This is a genomic window from Sinorhizobium sp. NG07B (genome assembly GCF_002532005.1).
Classification (GTDB): Bacteria; Pseudomonadota; Alphaproteobacteria; order Rhizobiales; family Rhizobiaceae; genus Sinorhizobium; species Sinorhizobium fredii_C.
Genome location: NZ_NWTD01000008.1, coordinates 73,588 through 88,660, shown reverse-complemented (window position 1 = coordinate 88,660; position 15,073 = coordinate 73,588). Strand labels below are relative to the sequence as shown.

The following is a 15,073-nucleotide window of genomic DNA, read 5'->3' as shown; positions in this document are numbered from 1 at the left end:
TGACTGGCACGGGCGCGGAGGTTGTTATGACCAAGAACAGTGCCGGCCGCCCCCTGCAGCCGGGCGACCTAGCTCCAAATGTTGTGCTCGATGCGATCTCGCGCGAAGGCAAGATCGCGCTCGATGACTTTCGTGGGCGTAGCCCCGTGTTGATCGGCTTGTTTCGCGGTCTGCATTGTCCGTTCTGCCGTCGCCATGTTGCCGTGATGGCGCAACTTAAACCGGCGTTGCGTGAGAAAGGCGTCAAATGCCTCGCGGTCGTCAATACGCCCGTGGAGCGCGCACGAGTGTATTTTCATTACCACCCTGTGCCCGATCTTCTTGCTGCGTCCGACCCGGTAAGGGCCTCGCACCGAGCTTTCGGCTTGCAGGAAGTCGGGGTGGACGAGCTCACGGCAATAAGGTTCCATTTGCCCGGCGAGTTGCCGGAGCAGATGGGCGTCATGGCCATGAATGCGTTTCTGAACAAGAAGGAAGGATATGAGATCACCGAGGCTGATCAGCAAATGATGGCCGGTCGGGCCCAGCTCGTGGGTCAGTTCCTGATCGATCGTGAGGGCATCGTACGCTGGAACTACATTGAAGTTCTGGAGCCCGGGCTCCACACCTTTGAGCCACCAAATCGCGAGGAATTGGTGTTGGCAGCCTCCGAAGTCGCACATCAATAAGCCCTGCCGATGCTATCCGCTGGTGCGGTCGGCACTGATCGTCTGAATGGAACCGTTTGCCGGCTCGGCGCATAAGTACAGGCGCAGGCCTTAGGTCGAAATGGCTGAGTCAAGATCGAGGTCGGCGACGAGGTCCGCTCGTGGCAAGGTGATCTGGATCGACCAAGACGGGGTGCCGCGCGTCCGCAGGGCAGCAAGGGGTCGAGAATTCGCCTCCATCATCGTCGTGGATGGAGAGCGGGCTGAATGACAGTAATGCGCGCGAGAAGCCGTATTTGCCATAGCTCCTAGATTTCGACGCTGTTCTGACTGACCACAGCTCTCGTCATCTTCGCAGCATTGCGAAGCAGGTTAGTCCCCGACCCTTCGAGCTCTTGCCCTCCCAGGATGAGGGCATCGAGGTGCGATTAAGATTAGCCGAGGGCATCGGCATCCAGCACTTCAATTCCGGCTCCGCGTATCCGATGATGCGGCCGGGCGAGAAATCAGAGGCGCGCCAGCCTTCTGCACCGAACTGGTCGCCATTTGACCAAGAGGTAAGGTCAACTCCTGCCGTGGCCGGGGTATTTGATCGCCAAATGGCTCCTACCACTGCCCCAATAAGACTGCTCGGAACTAAGATCGATATCGGATGTTTCTGCTTTATCTAACGGGAGCAGCGCCATGCCAAAGGTGCAGTATGAGATAGTAGAGCATGACGGGGCTTGGGCGTACAAAGTTGACGATGTCTTCTCTGAGACCTTTCCCACCCACGCCGATGCACTTGCCGCCGCCGAAATTGCTGCGCGACACCATGAGCTTCCCGGTTCGACGGAGAACATTGAATTCCAAGACTCCGCCGGTCGCTGGCATGAACAAGTCGCGTCCGGTTTCGATCGCCCGCTTACCGAAGTCGTCGATACACCGGACGTTCGGCACGCGGCAGAACGCCGGATTCGAGAGCATCGGAGCATATTTGGCACTGCTTTGCTGCTCGCTGGTACTGCCTTCGCGATAGGCTATCTCCTTCGTCTTACCCAACGCGGTCGACTCTAGAGCCGCTCGCCTCGCCGCCTATGCCCGTCGCTGCTGTGGGCGGAATGACGGAAGTTGAACCGGGCACGATCGAGAGGAAAGGCAGGCCGAAGGCGAAGGTCCGCGCGGCCGAAATCTTCTGCCTGTTCCGCGACTGGCTCGCCGGACAGATCCGCGAGCTTGGTGCCGTTGAGCGGGCGGAGATGCTGGCGCTGCATCTTCTGGGCCTGGTCGCAGGGGGTTGGCGGTGATGACGACAGCCTTCAAGGACGAGGCATTCATCCGCAACGAGGTGGCCGGGATCGAACGCTGGCTGGCCTCCCTGCCGGACCTCGCGCAACCTAAATGATCAAGGAGCACCGATGTTCGTCACTTTCCTGAGATTTGCAGATAACCGCAGCGCCGCACCGGAATTCATGGCGGTGCATAACGACTGGATCGCGCGAGGCTTCACCGAGGCCCTTCCGATCTTCTCGAATTCGTCAGGCCCAATTGGATCGAAGCTCAAGGTTTGCGCTGAATTCATCGTTTCCCCCTTTCCTCCGCCGTGCGACGGAAGAGCCTTGTGCGTTTCCTGTTTCGAAAGGCTGTGCTGAAAATTTATCGAATGAGAGCCGTCGTTACGGCCGGGCCATTCGTATCGGTCCACTCCAGTGCCGCAATGGCGGAGCCGAATAGCACGGCCGGGATAGCTAGAGCTCCCATGAGCCTGAGCATTTGGAGCCGACGTGTGCGCTTTCCATCCCAGTCGTAAGCCATTGCTACGCCCCTGCTACTCGGAAACAGTGCCGCCAAGATAGAACCAGAGAACCACTTTCGGGTCGAGTCAATTTTCAAGTATTACTTTCGAACAAATTTGATGCTCAGTGTTTATACTGCGTGTCCAAAGTGCGTCGGTGGGAAAAGCCGAAAGTAGAGGAGCCAGCAACTGACGCTGACGATCGCGCTTGCTTGGCGTGATCCCTAAGGACGAGGTGGCCTGGCGCATTATAAGGCGATACCGTTCGCTCTCCGCCAAACCTGCGCCAAACAAGGATGGGTCGCCACGATCGTCAAAGTGGGGATGGTGGTAAGCAGCGCGTCGTATATTTCAGGTGAGAGCCGGGAGCCATTCACCGTCGATCGCTCACATGCCCGCTCGGCCTGGCGCTGGTGACGGCCGAGGCGATCCGCAGCGCCTCTTGGATGCCGGCACAGGTGCCGCTCTTGGTTGCGATCCGCTTCCTGGAGGATGGCACGGCCAACTCGATCCTGAAGCCGCAACTCACGGAGCTTCGCGCTCGCAATGCGCTCGCGGCGGCCCTGCTTAGCGGCCACAGTTTCGCCTCCGATCCGCGCTGCATGTTCATCTGGCTGCGGCTGCCGGCACCCTGGGGGCTCGGATGATTTCACCGCGACCTTGAACGCCCAAGGCGCCGCCGTCATGCCGGCGAGCGCCTTCGCCTGCGACCGGCAGCCGGTCGAGCACGCGGTCCGCATCAACTTCGCCTGCGCCTCGTCGCGTGACGAACTGGCGAGGGCGCCTCGCATCGTCGTCTCGACGCTTGCCGACCGGCCGCGGGCGCTGATCGGGCACGCATGAGGCCGGAGCGAACCGGGCGCGGGAGGTGGAGGAAGCGTCACCCGCGTGGACCGGGTGACGGCAGATGGGGTCCGGGAGCTCGAGCCGAAGCTGCCGCCGAACTATCAGGGCGGCCTCTGGTTCCTGACGCCTATGTAATTTCGAGCCCGAGCGGTTTGTCCGGCTGCTGGCGCGCGCAATTCTTGCCCGCGACGGCCGCTTCGTGCAAGGCGACGCGCGGGATCTGCAGGTCTCTCCGATCAACCTCACGATCGTTGAGGGCGCGCTCGGGACGCCTTCGCTGTGAACATCGTCGGTCACCTACTCTCGAGAACCGAGCGTCGCTCGAGGCGCATACGCTGGACGCCGACCAATGCGCTCGCCTTCGGAGGACGTGCTTAATACAGCCTGAGCAACAGGCTCGTCGTTGAAGGTCGCATAGTGGATCAACGGGAACGTCATACCAAGCGGCGTCTGAGCAAGAAATTCAGCTTTGGACGGTTTTTCATCCCGCTTCTGGCATATATCTTGACAAATATAGTCATGTTAATTAGCACCCCCTCGAACCAACGGCATCCAGCTCCTTCCGGGGCGACCCAAATGTTTTTGGTCAATGTGTTACAGGGGGCTTTGAATGGAATTGCGTGTTGGACTGCTGACCGTTTTGCTGGCGACAGTGAGTCGCGCCGCCTTGGCGCAAGATGCGACGGCGCTGGAGCGCCTCGAAGTGAAGGCGGGGGCCACGACCTCAACGATCGGCACTTTGCCAGAAGACTATGCTGGGGAGCAGGTCGCACGCGGCGGCCGCGTCGGATTGCTTGGCAACCGGGATTTCATGGACACGCCGTTCAACATCACCAGCTACACGGCGGGGACGATTGAAAACCAGGGCGCGAAGACCGTGGCCGATGTCCTGGCCAACGACTCCTCGGTGAGAAGCACGCACGCATCGGGCGGCATGTTGGATTCCTTCTATATCAGGGGCTTCCCACTAAACGAGGGGAACTTCGGCGAAGTCGCCTTCGATGGCGTGTACGGCGTTGCCCCGACCTACCGCCTGTTTACGGATTATATCGAACGGGTCGAGGTCCTGAAGGGACCGACGGCACTCCTCTATGGAGTCTCGCCGAACAGCAGCGTCGGCGGCACCATCAACATCGTGCCAAAGCGCGCGTCCGATGTCGACCTGACCCGAGTGACGACCGACTATGCTTCCGATGTGTACGGCGGCGGCCATTTGGACGTCAGCCGCCGGTTCGGCGATCAGCGGGAGTTCGGCGTTCGCTTCAACGGCAGCTATCATGGCGGCGACACAGCGATCGACAACCAGTCTCTTGACGTCGCGGTCGGCGCCCTCGCACTCGATTACGAAGGCGAAAACCTCAGGGCGACGCTGGACATCATGGGGCAGCGGCAGGATTTCGACGCTCCGCTGCGCCCGTTCTTTCCCGTTGGTACCTTTGAAATTCCCGACGCGCCAGATGGCCGCTCCAATGTCCAGGAAACATGGGAATGGGCGAAGACGGACGATCTGTCCTGGCTTGGCCGCGTCGAATATGACCTGAGCGACGCGGTCACCGTTTTCGCAGCCGTCGGCGGTGGCAATTCGCGCGTCGAGCGGCTCTTTGGCACGCCACTGCTTCTTAACTCCGCGGGCGACGCCAGCATCACACCACAGAATTTCATTTTCGATGTCGACCGACTGACAGCCGAGACGGGTGTTCGCGCCGAGTTCGAAACGGCCGCTGTTGATCACTCCGTCACATTCCAGGTCAGCGGCCTTCAGCAGCGCCTCGCCCGCGGCTCGAATTCGGGGACTCCGCAGCTAACCAATATCTTTGATCCGCTTCCCCGCCCCGAGCAGGATGTGCCGCAGCCGACACATGTGCCGAGGGTCTCGGAAAACATCTTCTACGGCTTCGCGCTCTCCGATGCGATGTCAATGTTTGACGAGCGCGTACAGCTGACGCTGGGTGGGCGCTGGCAGCACATCGATACCGAAAATTACGACCCGACCACCGGTGGCGTCAGCAGCTTTTCGGATGAGAGCGCGGTCACGCCACTGGCAGGGATCGTCGTCAAGCCTTGGGATAATGTTGCGCTTTATGCAAACTATGTCGAAGGCCTGAGCGTCGGCGACACCGCGCCGACGACGGCCGTCAATGCCGGGGAAACGCTCGCCCCCTACAGGTCCAAGCAGTACGAAATCGGTACCAAGGTCGATCTCGGACGCGTGGCCGTCACCGTTAGCGCTTTCCAGATCGAAAGGCCTTTCGGCCAGCTCGAGACCCGCGGCACCGACCTCGTCTTTGTCGAAGGCGGCGAACAGCGTAATCGGGGCGTGGAGCTCAACATCTTCGGCGAAGTGACCCCGGAGGTCAGGGTACTCGGAGGCGTGACCTTCATCCGCGGCGAACTGACGAAGACGAACAACGCCGCCACCCTCGGCAACACGCCGATCGGTGTGCCGTCGCTGCAAGTGAATTTGGGGGCCGAGTGGGACACTCCCTTTATGCCGGGCCTGACGCTCACCGGCAATGTCATCCACACGGACGAGCAATTCGTCAATACGGCAAACACCATGGAAATCCCCTCCTGGACGCGGCTTGACCTCGGAGCCAGGTACCTGACCGAGATCAACGAAAAGCCCGTCACCTTCCGGGCGGAAGTCGAGAACGTCTTCGACCTCGACTACTGGTCCGGCGTTGCAAGCTTCGGGACGATGTCGCAAGGTGCGCCGCTGACTGTGAAGGTGTCGATGACGACCGATTTCTGATGTGGCGGCGGGGCGAGCCTCCGTCGACGGAGTGTCGATCCTGCACACATGTTGGATGCGAAAACAAATGCTCCGGTGGAAAACACCGGAGCATTTTGGTCTTGGAGGAAACTCGATCCGGTGGGTGTCGCGTGTCCGCGTGGCGCTCGCGGCACCCTCTCTGCCCTGCCGGGCATCTCCCCCACAAGGGAGTAGACCGCCAAACCGGAATGTCCCGCCACCGGCTTCCTGCTGGATTAAACCACCGTTAGTGATTTCAGCGCTTAAGACCTTACGGTCGGGCAAACGCCTGCCCCTAGCCGATCTCCCCCGTCTTGGGCCTACAGGTGGGAGTTGCCCGACAGGGCAGAGAGGGTATCACGCGCTTTGCGGAAGAGCGTCGCCATTCTACCAAATTCGCAATTGTACGGCCGAACGGAGATAGCCCCAAGTTGGTCGGGCGGCGTCATCACGACAGCCGCCCCACCGGGTCGATCAATCGGCGCTGCCCACCAGGCTTATGGCATAGCCCGGCTTGTAAGGGATCGGCAGGAAACGGCGGTGGTACTCGGCAAATGTCGCGTCGGGATCGAGATCGGCAAAGAGCTCCGGATGGAACCATTTCGCCAACTGCTGGACGGCAAAGAACTCATAGGGACTGTTATAGAACTGATGCCAGATGCCGTGGAAGTTCCGCGTTTTCTGCGCGGCGATGCCAGTATAGGCATGGCGGGTGGTGAACCACTCGAGCTTCCTGTGCGTTTCCTGCGGATCGGCGCCGGGACCGAGCGGGATCCAGTGCCCGCCGGGCACATAGGCTTGCCAGTCGGCGCTGGTGACGACCACGTGCTCGGGGTTGGCGACGATCACCTGTTCGGGGTTGAGTTGGCCGAAGGTGGTGGGCAGGATGTCGCTGCCAATGTTGTGGCCGCCGGCAAGCTCGACATATTTGCCGAAGTTTTCCGCACCGAAGGAAAGGCAGCAATCATCGGCATAACCGCCGATCCGTTCGATGAAGACCTTGGGACTCTCCGGCTTTACCCGGGCGATGACGTCGCTGACGCGCGCCATCGCCTGATGGCGGAATTCGATGATCTCTTCCGCGCGCGCCTCGCGCCCCATGATTTTTCCGAGGAGCCGAATGGTCGGTTCCGTGTTCTTCAGCGGAAAGTGGCGGAAGTCGATATAGACGACCGGGATCTTCAGCTCCGCCAGCTTCTCGATATATTTCACGTCCTCGTTGGCGCGCATGGCCTCGAGATTGAGAAGGACCACGTCAGGTTTCTGGACAATGGTCGACTCAATATCGAGCAGCCCATTCTCCTGCCCCGGGAAGGCCGGCAACTTGGCGAGCTTGGGAAAGGCCTCCAGATATTGTGCGTAGGTGGCCGGATCGGCCTCGATCAGGTCGTTGCGCCAGGCGACGATGCGGGCGAGCGGATCTTCCGGCTCAAGCGAGGCGATCAGATAGAGCTGTCGCCCTTCGCCGAGGAGGATGCGCTTGACCGGCGCATTCACGGTCACCTCGCGGCCGGCAATGTCGGTGACGGTAATCGGCGTTTGCCCCACCGCGGCCGGCTTCTGCGCAAGGGCCGCGGCCGGAACCCACAGGGCCAGAACGGCGATCACGGCTTGGAGCGCCGAATAAATTCTCCTCACGATATTTCTCCTTTACTGAAGAGCCGGCGCGATTTGAGCCACAGGGCGAGCGCCATCAAGAAAGACAGGCCGTAAAGGCTTGCAACGAGCGGGAATGCCACTTCAAGCCCAAAGCGCTGGGTTGCGACGACGCCGGTGATGATCCCAACAACTGAAGCGCCCTGCTGGCAGGTTTGCGCGAGCCCGAGGACCGATCCCTGCCGCTCACTGCGCGTCGCAGTCGAAACGAGTGACAGAAGAACTGGCGTCGTTCCCCCCAGAAGCGCGCCCCAGGCAAGATAGAGCGCAGCGAAAAGGCCCATATCGCGGGTCGATCCGGCAAGGCCGGTGACCACGAGGCAGCCGGCGGCGATCAGCACGCTCCACCCGAGTACTAAGGTCGGCGCTCGTCCTTCGAACATCCGCGCCCACACCGGGGCGCCGACCACAAAGCCAAATGCAAGTAGCCCGTAGCTCAACCCCGTGATCCAATGCTGGGCGCCATAGACCTCCGACATGTAGAGAGCGAACGGCACCTGCAGGACCATCCGGCTCGCGAGCAGCAGTCCCATGAGCACGAGAAGCCCGGTGACCGGTATGCCGGTCGCTGGTGCGGGAAAAACCTTCGTCGCCCTGGCCGGGCCCGTGCCGCCTGCTCCTTGTGGCGGAACCGGCAGGCTTGCCCAGGCGACAGCGGCGCAGAGCGCGCAGATCACGCCGGCGGTGAGATTGACGGCGGCGAAAGGCAAGGCATCGAGGATGAGGCCGCCGAGGAAGGCGCCGCCGAGGGAGCCGACATTGGTTGCCACCTGGAGCCAGGCGAAGAGGCCAGCGCGATCGCATCCGCCGGTCACCTGCACGCCATAGGCCTGAGCAGGGGCGATATACCCGGCGCAGGCCCCTTGCAGAAAGCGCAGCGCCAGAATGGTCCAGACGTCCTGGGCAAAGGCGACAAGCAGTTGCGTGATCGCCAGGCCCGCAAGGGCCCGCACCATCATCAACCGATTGCCGTGGCGATCGCCCATACGTCCCCAAAAGGCGCTCGTCAGCGAGACGCCGAGCATGGGGCAGACATAGACGCCGATTCCGGCAAGCGCGAACGCGCTCTCGGACGGGCTCAACGCCCTGATCTGGATCGGCCAGAAGGGACCGCTCATTTCCATGGCGCCCATGGAAATGAACTGCAGGCCAAAGAGAAGCGCGAAGACCGGTCCGAAGCCGCGCAGGACGGCGACTGTCCCGGTCATTTCGCGCTCACCAGCGGATTGGGCAAGTGATGTTCGACCCGGTAATCGCGATAGCGCTCCAGATGCATCCGCAGCACCGAGCGCGTCGGCCAGGGCCGTTCGAGGAAAGCGTCGCGCTCCTCGATCCAGAACGCATCCGACAGCATGCGGGGCTTCAGCGCCTCGAACGCCGCTTCCGTCTCTTCCCGTAGGATGCGCCACAGGGTGTCGCCGACAAGCGAATACTGCTCAGTGAGGCAAAGGGCGATCTCGTGAAGATGGCAGACGAAGCACGCGTCGATGACGAAGGATCTGACGAGACTGATGTCGTCGTCGAACGTGGTCGGCAAAATGCCCTTGCGGCTGAACGGCTTCAGATCGTAACCGCGCTCCCTGAAGAGCGGCGCGAAACTGCGGCCGTCGCCGAAGTCGCGGATCAACAGCTTCCGCGGCATGCCGCGATCGTCGAAAATGATCGTGCTGTTCTGCTGATGTGCCTCGAAGGCAATGCCGTAGAGAAGATACATCGCGAGTGTCGGGCGGACGACCGTGCGCGCATAGGCGCGGAAGAACGCCGCGACGGCCGCCTCGCTCGCGCTGCCGTTCCTGGCAATGAGCTCGCAAATGAGCGGCCGGCCGTCGAGCGGACTTGCCGTCAGCAGGGCTGCGACGGTCACCGGCAGCATGCCGTCTTCGCGGGTCAAGGGACCGGTGTTGCGGTAGACCACCGAAAGGAAGCGGCCGGGATGCTCGTCGCCGGTCTCGGGATGGTGCAGGATCGCGCCCAGCTCCTCGGTGAAGATCTCCAACTCGCGCCCCAGATCATCCTCTTTCGACAGGATGTCGGAAATCAACGTGCTGAGGCGCGGCCCCATATGGATCGATTTCCCCTGCAGCGTGCGCTGTTCGCTCGTCATCCAAATCGCCACCGGCAGTTTGACAAAGGGTCTCGGCGCCGCGGTCTCCGGCAGCATCGTGCGGAACGACATCGACGGCAGCGTGACGACCTCGGGGCCCTCCGGGTCGAGCACGCCGTGCTCGATCTCGGCCGCGAATTCGCGGCGCACGAAATTCTCGAGATGCCAGCCATGGACGGGGAGGGGAATCCAGTCCTCGGGCGATTTGCCGCGCGCCCTCAGGTCCTCCGCCCAATCGCGCCAGAGGTCCGGGAAGTTCCCTGCAAACCATTCCGAATAGCTGCCGACATGCGGCATCTTCTCGACATAGGCCCAGTCGTTTCGGAGCGCCGCGATTACGAGGGGCACCCGCGCGCCGAATTCGGGCGATAACGCCGCAACGTCCTCCGGCGCCAGGCCCGGCTTTGCCTTCCAGGTCGGGTAGAAGGGATGGCCCTCAAGCGCGCCCCATTGGTCAAGGGTCATCGCCGCCAGATGCGTCGGCAGGCTTTCCTGGAGATAGGCGAGGAAGCCGGGCGCGCCGGCTTCGGCGATCTGCCGGCGTAACGTCGCGCTCCAGCTTTCGCGGGTGCGGCGGGCGAGAATGTCGTTCTGCATGCTGTTGTCGACGTCGCACATCAGATGCTCGAGTCCATCGGGAGCAGGCGTAATTGCGAGGGAGGGTTCGACCTCCCTCATCAGGGCCGATGGATCGTCAATTTTCCGGCGACCACCGATACCGTCCAGCACCTCGACCTTTCCGCGGTTCTGCAGCGTTCCGGCCGGTGCCAGGTGCAGGTCGGTGAAATGCAGCACGCGCCGTGAGGCCCAGAGGGGAAACCAGGCCTGGCGGCCGTCGCGCGCCCACATCAGCGCGTCGGGATCGAGCAGGCGTTCGGCGAAGAGGCAGCGCACCAGCCGACTGATCGCGTTTCGCGATGCCTTCGACAAAAGCGCGCGTCCGTCACTCGCAACGGCATCTGCCGCGAAAAAAGTTCTCTCGTCCATCATTGAGCCTCCGGCCAATCTGTCGGAACATAGTCCGGCGCGCCCGCGGCCAATTGGCCGTGGTAATCGCGCGCCCAGTTGTAGGTCTTGGCGATCGTCGGCGCGGCAACGCCGAGCCGTGCCGCCATCGACACGAGCAGCGCCTGCCCGAAGGCAATGTCCTCGTGAAAGGCGCGGCTTTCGCGATCGATGACGAGACCCGGGCCATCAGGATTGGGGACGAGCGGCGCGTGGATTCCCGCATAGGCGCGGTTGGTGCGCAGGAGCGAGTACATGGTGCTGTCGTCCTCGATCTGCTCGCCATAGGCCTCGATCAGCTCCTGTCGAAGCGGCTTCACCGAGCTGAGGTCGATGCCGAGGCGTGCCTCGCTCGCCCGCCGGATCGCCTGGTTTTCCGCGTCCAGTGCCTCGAGCAGCTCGGCACCCGCGAGGGGGCAGTCGCTCCACCAGCAGATCGGCTCGTCGAAGGGCCTGTCCTCGAACGGAGCCCCGGGCCCGATAAGGGCGTAGAGCACCGCCGGATGCATCAAGGGGTTGCCGGGGGTCAGGGTGATCTCGAGATAATCCTCGAGCATGGTGACGGGCGCGTCATAGAGGCGATTGAGCATCGCCCCGAGCGCCGCGGCGCTTTCCGCGCTTTCGCGGCGATGCAGTGCGGCAAAGAGCTCGGCCTTGCCGCCGCCCATGCGTACCCGTTGCCCGGGGAGGAGATCGAAGGCCGTGTGCGGCACGTCCTTCATGCCCCAGATGACGACATTGTCGCGTCCCTCAAATGCCCGTGCCGCAAGCCAGTCGAAGCCGCAGAAACCGGGGATCGCCCCGGCATAGACGTTTCTGTCGCGCGGCAGGTGCGGCGCAATCTGCGATAGGAGTGCCGGCCGCGCCTGCGCCGGCTGGGTTATCATCACCATGTCGGCACCTTCGAGCGCCGTGCGGGGATCGGTGCCGACATGGTCCGGCCGGCCGGTCAGGATCTGATCGTCCGGCGTTTGCGCATGCCACGGCCCGTCACCGCCTGCCCAGGTTTCCGCGACTTCCGACGAATTCGTCAGCACGGAAACCTCGATGCCGGGGCGCTGCTTGAAGAGGACGGCATTCAAATGTCCAGTGCGGCCCGCACCGCAAATCGTCACCTTCATGCGGCACGCGCCCTTCCAGCGAGCCAGCCGTCCAACTGGTCTGCGATGGCAGGGTCGAGCAGGCGGCGCTTGGCCATCCACTCGTCGTCGAAAATCGTGCCGAGATATTTCTCGCCGCCATCCGCCACCGTGGTCACGACCGTGCCGGTCAGCTTGCCTGCTACAATGAATTCAAGCGCCTTGTAGATGGCGCCGCCGGTCGAGCCGCCGACGAGCAGCCCCTTGCGCCGGGCGATGTAACGCGCCGTCTCGAAGGCTTGCGTGTCGGTCACCTGGACGCCCTCGTCGATGCACGAATAGTCGAGCACCTTGCCGACCTCGTCGCCTGCGGGGGTGCCGGTGCCCGATTGGAAGTAGGGATGTCCCGGCTTGCCGAAGACGATCGACCCGGCCGGCTCGACCGCGACCGTGCGCACGGCCGGATTGTGGCGCTTGAGGCGCTGCGAAATGCCGGTCATGGAGCCGCCGGTTCCGACGCAGCCGACAAAGGCGTCGATCCCGTCCGGGAGCTGCTCCAGCAACTCATCGACGAGGCCGGCATAGCCATCAGGATTTGCCGGGTTGTCGGACTGGTTCATGAACAACGCGCCGGGAAGCTGCGCGCCGAGTTGCGCGGCCAGCCGCTGGCGCTCGACGACGGCGACCTCGTCCTCGCGGAAGTCGCCTTCGACATAGCGGATCTCGGCGCCGAGCGCCCGCATCATGCGGATCTTGTCGGGCGCCGCATGGTGGTCCACCACGGCGATGAAACGCAGCCCGAATTCCAGCGCCGCCAGTGCCAGACCGGTACCAGTGTTTCCGGAAGAGGATTCGACGATCGTGCCCCCGGGGGCGAGGCGTCCGTCCTGAAGCGCCGCAACCACCATGCTGCGCGCCATGCGGTCCTTCATTGAACCGCCTGGATTGTTCTTCTCGATCTTCAGCACCAAAGTGGCGTTGCGCTCCGGTACGTCGATCGACATCAGCGGCGTCTGGCCGATCAATTGCGTTACGGTCGTGTGCAGCATCTAAACCTCTCCAATTGTGTCGGGTACGAGATTGGGCCGCCCTTCCGCGTCTTCGGTGACGCAGAAGCGGGCGGGCATGGGATGGCGATGGAACTCGTTTTCGAGGAGATCCATCTGATAGCCGGCGGTGTTGGCGTAGACGAGCAGGTCGCCTGCCTTTGGCGCGGTCGGGAAGGTCAGCCACCTGTTGCTGATGACGTCCTCGTCAAGGCAGCTATGGCCGGCCAGATAGGCGCGGACCGGCGCCGATTGAACGGCCGCCCTGGTGGCAGTCACGAGAATGGGGTCGATCAGGAACTCGGAGGCGAACCAGGTTTCGCAGGCGCTGAAGCTGCTGCCCTCGAGGAAGATGACATGCGTATCCGGACCCAGCGCCTTCACCCGCAAGATCCGGAAGACGCTGATGGCCGCCTGATCCGCCAGGGCGCGCCCGGGCTCCATCGCCAAGGTCAGCCCCTCGTGCTTGAGATAGCCGGCGACGCTCGGACTCTTGCTCATTTTTGCCTGCAACAGCTCGCGCAACCAGTCGGCCGCCGAAAGAGCGCCGCCATAGGGATAGAAGGAGCTAGGCACGGTCCCGGTGCGGTAGTCCTCGGGAGTCTGGGCCGCGAGATGCGCCTGGTATTTGGCCTCATCGACATATTGGATGGGCAGGCCGCCGCCGATATCGATCATGCGCGGGGAGAATCCCATTTGCCTCGCTTTGGCGATGAGCCCGGTCGCTTCTTCCAACGCCGTGAGACGGGTCTCCCAGCGATAGCCGCTGAGATGGAAATGCAGCCCGTCGAAGCGCAACCTGCTCTCGCCGGTAAGTCGAGTGAGGCAATGAATGACGGCCTCGGCCGGCATGCCGAAGCGGCTCTTTTTCTGATCCCGCGGCTGCAGGCGCAACAGGATCGGCTGCGGTCCGGCATCTGCCGGCAGCAATGCGATCAGGTCCTCCAGTTCTTCCGGAGAATCGACCGAGATCAATGCCCTGCAATCGAGCAGGTCCTGATGAAACGCTTGCGTCTTCGCCGGCCCGGTCGCGACCACCCTTGCACCATCGGCCCCCAGCCGGCGCGCATCGCGCAGTTCGTAAAGGCTGGAGACGTCGAGCCCCGCGCGGGCTCTAAGCGCTGCCCGCATGAGCCCGGGCGATTTGTTGACCTTCGCACCGTAATAGATCGCATGCTCAACACGGCGCGCTGTCAGCACGCCATCGAGGGCGGCAAGATTCTCCTGCAACGCGTCCGGCCAGATCAGGTTCAGCGGCGAGCCGTAACGGTGAACCCACTCGAGAAGAAGAGCGCCGTGACGAGTGAGAAGGTCCGCAGCTGCCGATCGCAAAATCGGTGGAAGGCCAAATGCGGTTTCGTGGCATTGCAGCGTCATGACAGTGCCCCCGCGGCACGGGCCGGCACCATTTCGGACGAAGTGGGCCTGAACAAAAGCTGCAGCGGCACATCGCACCTGGGCAATCCCTCGGCGAAAATGTGCCGGGTCGTTTTATAGGGAAACTTGCGGCCGCTGCGGGCCATCGCGAAGATTTCCGCGGGAGTGATCGTTTCACCGGCGCGCCAACTCTCCACCCGAACTGAATCGTAGTCGAGAAGGACCACAGGAACAGTGGTGAGCCTGAGGCGATGCGCAACCGTCAACCGATGATGGCCGTCCATCACGAACAAGGCATTTTTCTCGGCTGTTATCGGCGCGGTCCATGAGCCCGCCTGCAGGATTTTGGCCTGCAGTATATCGACCCTGTCGAGACTCACCTCCTCTGTTGGAATCAATCGTGCTGGGGAGAGAAGGCAATATTTCATTCGTCCGGCCTCGCGCTCGCTCTTTTGCATCTCATAATCTTGAGTCAATGACCCAAGATATAGGTCGTCGCTATAGCCAGCCACGATTGTGTCGTCAATAGCGCCTTCAATGACCGATTGCTTGAAGTGGCCTGTAGGGGCGCAACAACGTTACTGTTTCTTCGAGTCGCGACTGCATTTCTGCCAAATTGGAAACAAGCCTTGGGAAGGGTGTGATGCGAAAAGTTTTGCCGGTGTCGCAAAACATTTGTTGAACTCAGGTGGCGTCTGTGAGGCAGCACGTGATAGGACGAGCGCGATTTCACCGGCCGACTGTTCCGATCGAGTGAGTTTACGGCTCTGCGGTTCGATTCCCCTCA

At 62.2% G+C, this 15,073-nt stretch carries 14 protein-coding genes and 1 pseudogene; 7 read left to right on the top strand and 8 right to left on the bottom strand.

The window, feature by feature from the left end; translation table 11 throughout:
• Positions 1–26 precede the first annotated feature (26 nt).
• A complete protein-coding gene (locus CO664_RS22675; protein ID WP_097540029.1) occupies positions 27–668 on the top strand; it encodes a peroxiredoxin-like family protein in 642 nt (213 codons plus the stop codon).
• 325 nt (positions 669–993) lie between these two features.
• Here CO664_RS22675 and CO664_RS22670 read toward each other — a convergent pair.
• Positions 994–1,215: pseudogene (locus CO664_RS22670) on the bottom strand (hypothetical protein); the annotation flags it as partial.
• A 116-nt stretch (positions 1,216–1,331) separates the two neighbouring features.
• On the opposite strand from CO664_RS22670, the gene CO664_RS22665 reads away from it, so the two are divergent.
• The 6 genes from CO664_RS22665 (at position 1,332) to CO664_RS22635 (ending at position 6,019) form a co-directional block, all read left to right on the top strand.
• Positions 1,332–1,703 (top strand): DUF2188 domain-containing protein, encoded by a 372-nt coding sequence (locus CO664_RS22665; protein WP_097527312.1) that lies wholly within the window; start codon positions 1,332–1,334, stop codon positions 1,701–1,703.
• Positions 1,704–1,747: 44 nt separating this feature from the next.
• Positions 1,748–1,933 (top strand): hypothetical protein, encoded by a 186-nt coding sequence (locus CO664_RS31295; RefSeq protein ID WP_234820305.1) that lies wholly within the window; start codon positions 1,748–1,750, stop codon positions 1,931–1,933.
• Between the two features lie 111 nt (positions 1,934–2,044).
• A complete protein-coding gene (locus CO664_RS30315; RefSeq protein ID WP_103451162.1) occupies positions 2,045–2,278 on the top strand; it encodes a hypothetical protein in 234 nt (77 codons plus the stop codon).
• A gap of 601 nt (positions 2,279–2,879) precedes the next feature.
• A complete protein-coding gene (locus tag CO664_RS22645; protein WP_141471754.1) occupies positions 2,880–3,068 on the top strand; it encodes a hypothetical protein in 189 nt (62 codons plus the stop codon).
• A gap of 37 nt (positions 3,069–3,105) precedes the next feature.
• Positions 3,106–3,264 carry a hypothetical protein gene (locus CO664_RS30795; RefSeq protein ID WP_176536649.1) on the top strand — a complete coding sequence of 53 codons (159 nt, stop codon included), beginning with the start codon at positions 3,106–3,108 and terminating at the stop codon, positions 3,262–3,264.
• A 613-nt stretch (positions 3,265–3,877) separates the two neighbouring features.
• On the top strand, positions 3,878–6,019 hold the full coding sequence (locus CO664_RS22635) for a TonB-dependent siderophore receptor (protein ID WP_097539971.1): 2,142 nt from the start codon (positions 3,878–3,880) through the stop codon (positions 6,017–6,019).
• 474 nt (positions 6,020–6,493) lie between these two features.
• Here CO664_RS22635 and CO664_RS22630 read toward each other — a convergent pair whose 3' ends face one another.
• The 7 genes from CO664_RS22630 to CO664_RS22600 are packed head-to-tail and all read right to left on the bottom strand — an operon-like array spanning position 6,494 to position 14,714.
• Positions 6,494–7,657 carry an ABC transporter substrate-binding protein gene (locus tag CO664_RS22630; protein ID WP_097539970.1) on the bottom strand — a complete coding sequence of 388 codons (1,164 nt, stop codon included), beginning with the start codon at positions 7,655–7,657 and terminating at the stop codon, positions 6,494–6,496.
• Positions 7,654–8,883: an MFS transporter gene (locus CO664_RS22625; protein WP_097539969.1), complete on the bottom strand. Its 1,230-nt coding sequence runs from the start codon at positions 8,881–8,883 to the stop codon at positions 7,654–7,656. The genes CO664_RS22630 and CO664_RS22625 overlap by 4 nt, the downstream gene beginning before the upstream one ends.
• On the bottom strand, positions 8,880–10,766 hold the full coding sequence (locus tag CO664_RS22620) for an IucA/IucC family protein (RefSeq protein WP_176536648.1): 1,887 nt from the start codon (positions 10,764–10,766) through the stop codon (positions 8,880–8,882). Before CO664_RS22620 ends, CO664_RS22625 begins: the two co-directional genes overlap by 4 nt.
• Positions 10,766–11,905: an NAD/NADP octopine/nopaline dehydrogenase family protein gene (locus CO664_RS22615; protein WP_097527307.1), complete on the bottom strand. Its 1,140-nt coding sequence runs from the start codon at positions 11,903–11,905 to the stop codon at positions 10,766–10,768. The genes CO664_RS22620 and CO664_RS22615 overlap by 1 nt, the downstream gene beginning before the upstream one ends.
• Positions 11,902–12,912 (bottom strand): cysteine synthase family protein, encoded by a 1,011-nt coding sequence (locus CO664_RS22610; protein ID WP_037424530.1) that lies wholly within the window; start codon positions 12,910–12,912, stop codon positions 11,902–11,904. Before CO664_RS22610 ends, CO664_RS22615 begins: the two co-directional genes overlap by 4 nt.
• On the bottom strand, positions 12,913–14,286 hold the full coding sequence (locus tag CO664_RS22605; protein WP_097539967.1) for a Y4yA family PLP-dependent enzyme: 1,374 nt from the start codon (positions 14,284–14,286) through the stop codon (positions 12,913–12,915).
• Complete coding sequence (locus CO664_RS22600) at positions 14,283–14,714, bottom strand: ParB N-terminal domain-containing protein (RefSeq protein ID WP_097540028.1); 432 nt, start codon at positions 14,712–14,714, stop codon at positions 14,283–14,285. The genes CO664_RS22605 and CO664_RS22600 overlap by 4 nt, the downstream gene beginning before the upstream one ends.
• Positions 14,715–15,073 lie beyond the last annotated feature (359 nt).

Coding starts and splice junctions, on each gene's coding strand:
- CO664_RS22675 (WP_097540029.1), top strand. CDS start 27: ATGACCAAGAACAGTGCCGGCCGCCCCCTGCAGCCGGGCGACCTAGCT.
- CO664_RS22665 (WP_097527312.1), top strand. CDS start 1,332: ATGCCAAAGGTGCAGTATGAGATAGTAGAGCATGACGGGGCTTGGGCG.
- CO664_RS31295 (WP_234820305.1), top strand. CDS start 1,748: ATGACGGAAGTTGAACCGGGCACGATCGAGAGGAAAGGCAGGCCGAAG.
- CO664_RS30315 (WP_103451162.1), top strand. CDS start 2,045: ATGTTCGTCACTTTCCTGAGATTTGCAGATAACCGCAGCGCCGCACCG.
- CO664_RS30795 (WP_176536649.1), top strand. CDS start 3,106: ATGCCGGCGAGCGCCTTCGCCTGCGACCGGCAGCCGGTCGAGCACGCG.
- CO664_RS22635 (WP_097539971.1), top strand. CDS start 3,878: ATGGAATTGCGTGTTGGACTGCTGACCGTTTTGCTGGCGACAGTGAGT.
- CO664_RS22625 (WP_097539969.1), bottom strand. CDS start 8,883: ATGACCGGGACAGTCGCCGTCCTGCGCGGCTTCGGACCGGTCTTCGCG.
- CO664_RS22620 (WP_176536648.1), bottom strand. CDS start 10,766: ATGGACGAGAGAACTTTTTTCGCGGCAGATGCCGTTGCGAGTGACGGA.
- CO664_RS22615 (WP_097527307.1), bottom strand. CDS start 11,905: ATGAAGGTGACGATTTGCGGTGCGGGCCGCACTGGACATTTGAATGCC.
- CO664_RS22610 (WP_037424530.1), bottom strand. CDS start 12,912: ATGCTGCACACGACCGTAACGCAATTGATCGGCCAGACGCCGCTGATG.
- CO664_RS22605 (WP_097539967.1), bottom strand. CDS start 14,286: ATGACGCTGCAATGCCACGAAACCGCATTTGGCCTTCCACCGATTTTG.
- CO664_RS22600 (WP_097540028.1), bottom strand. CDS start 14,714: ATGAAATATTGCCTTCTCTCCCCAGCACGATTGATTCCAACAGAGGAG.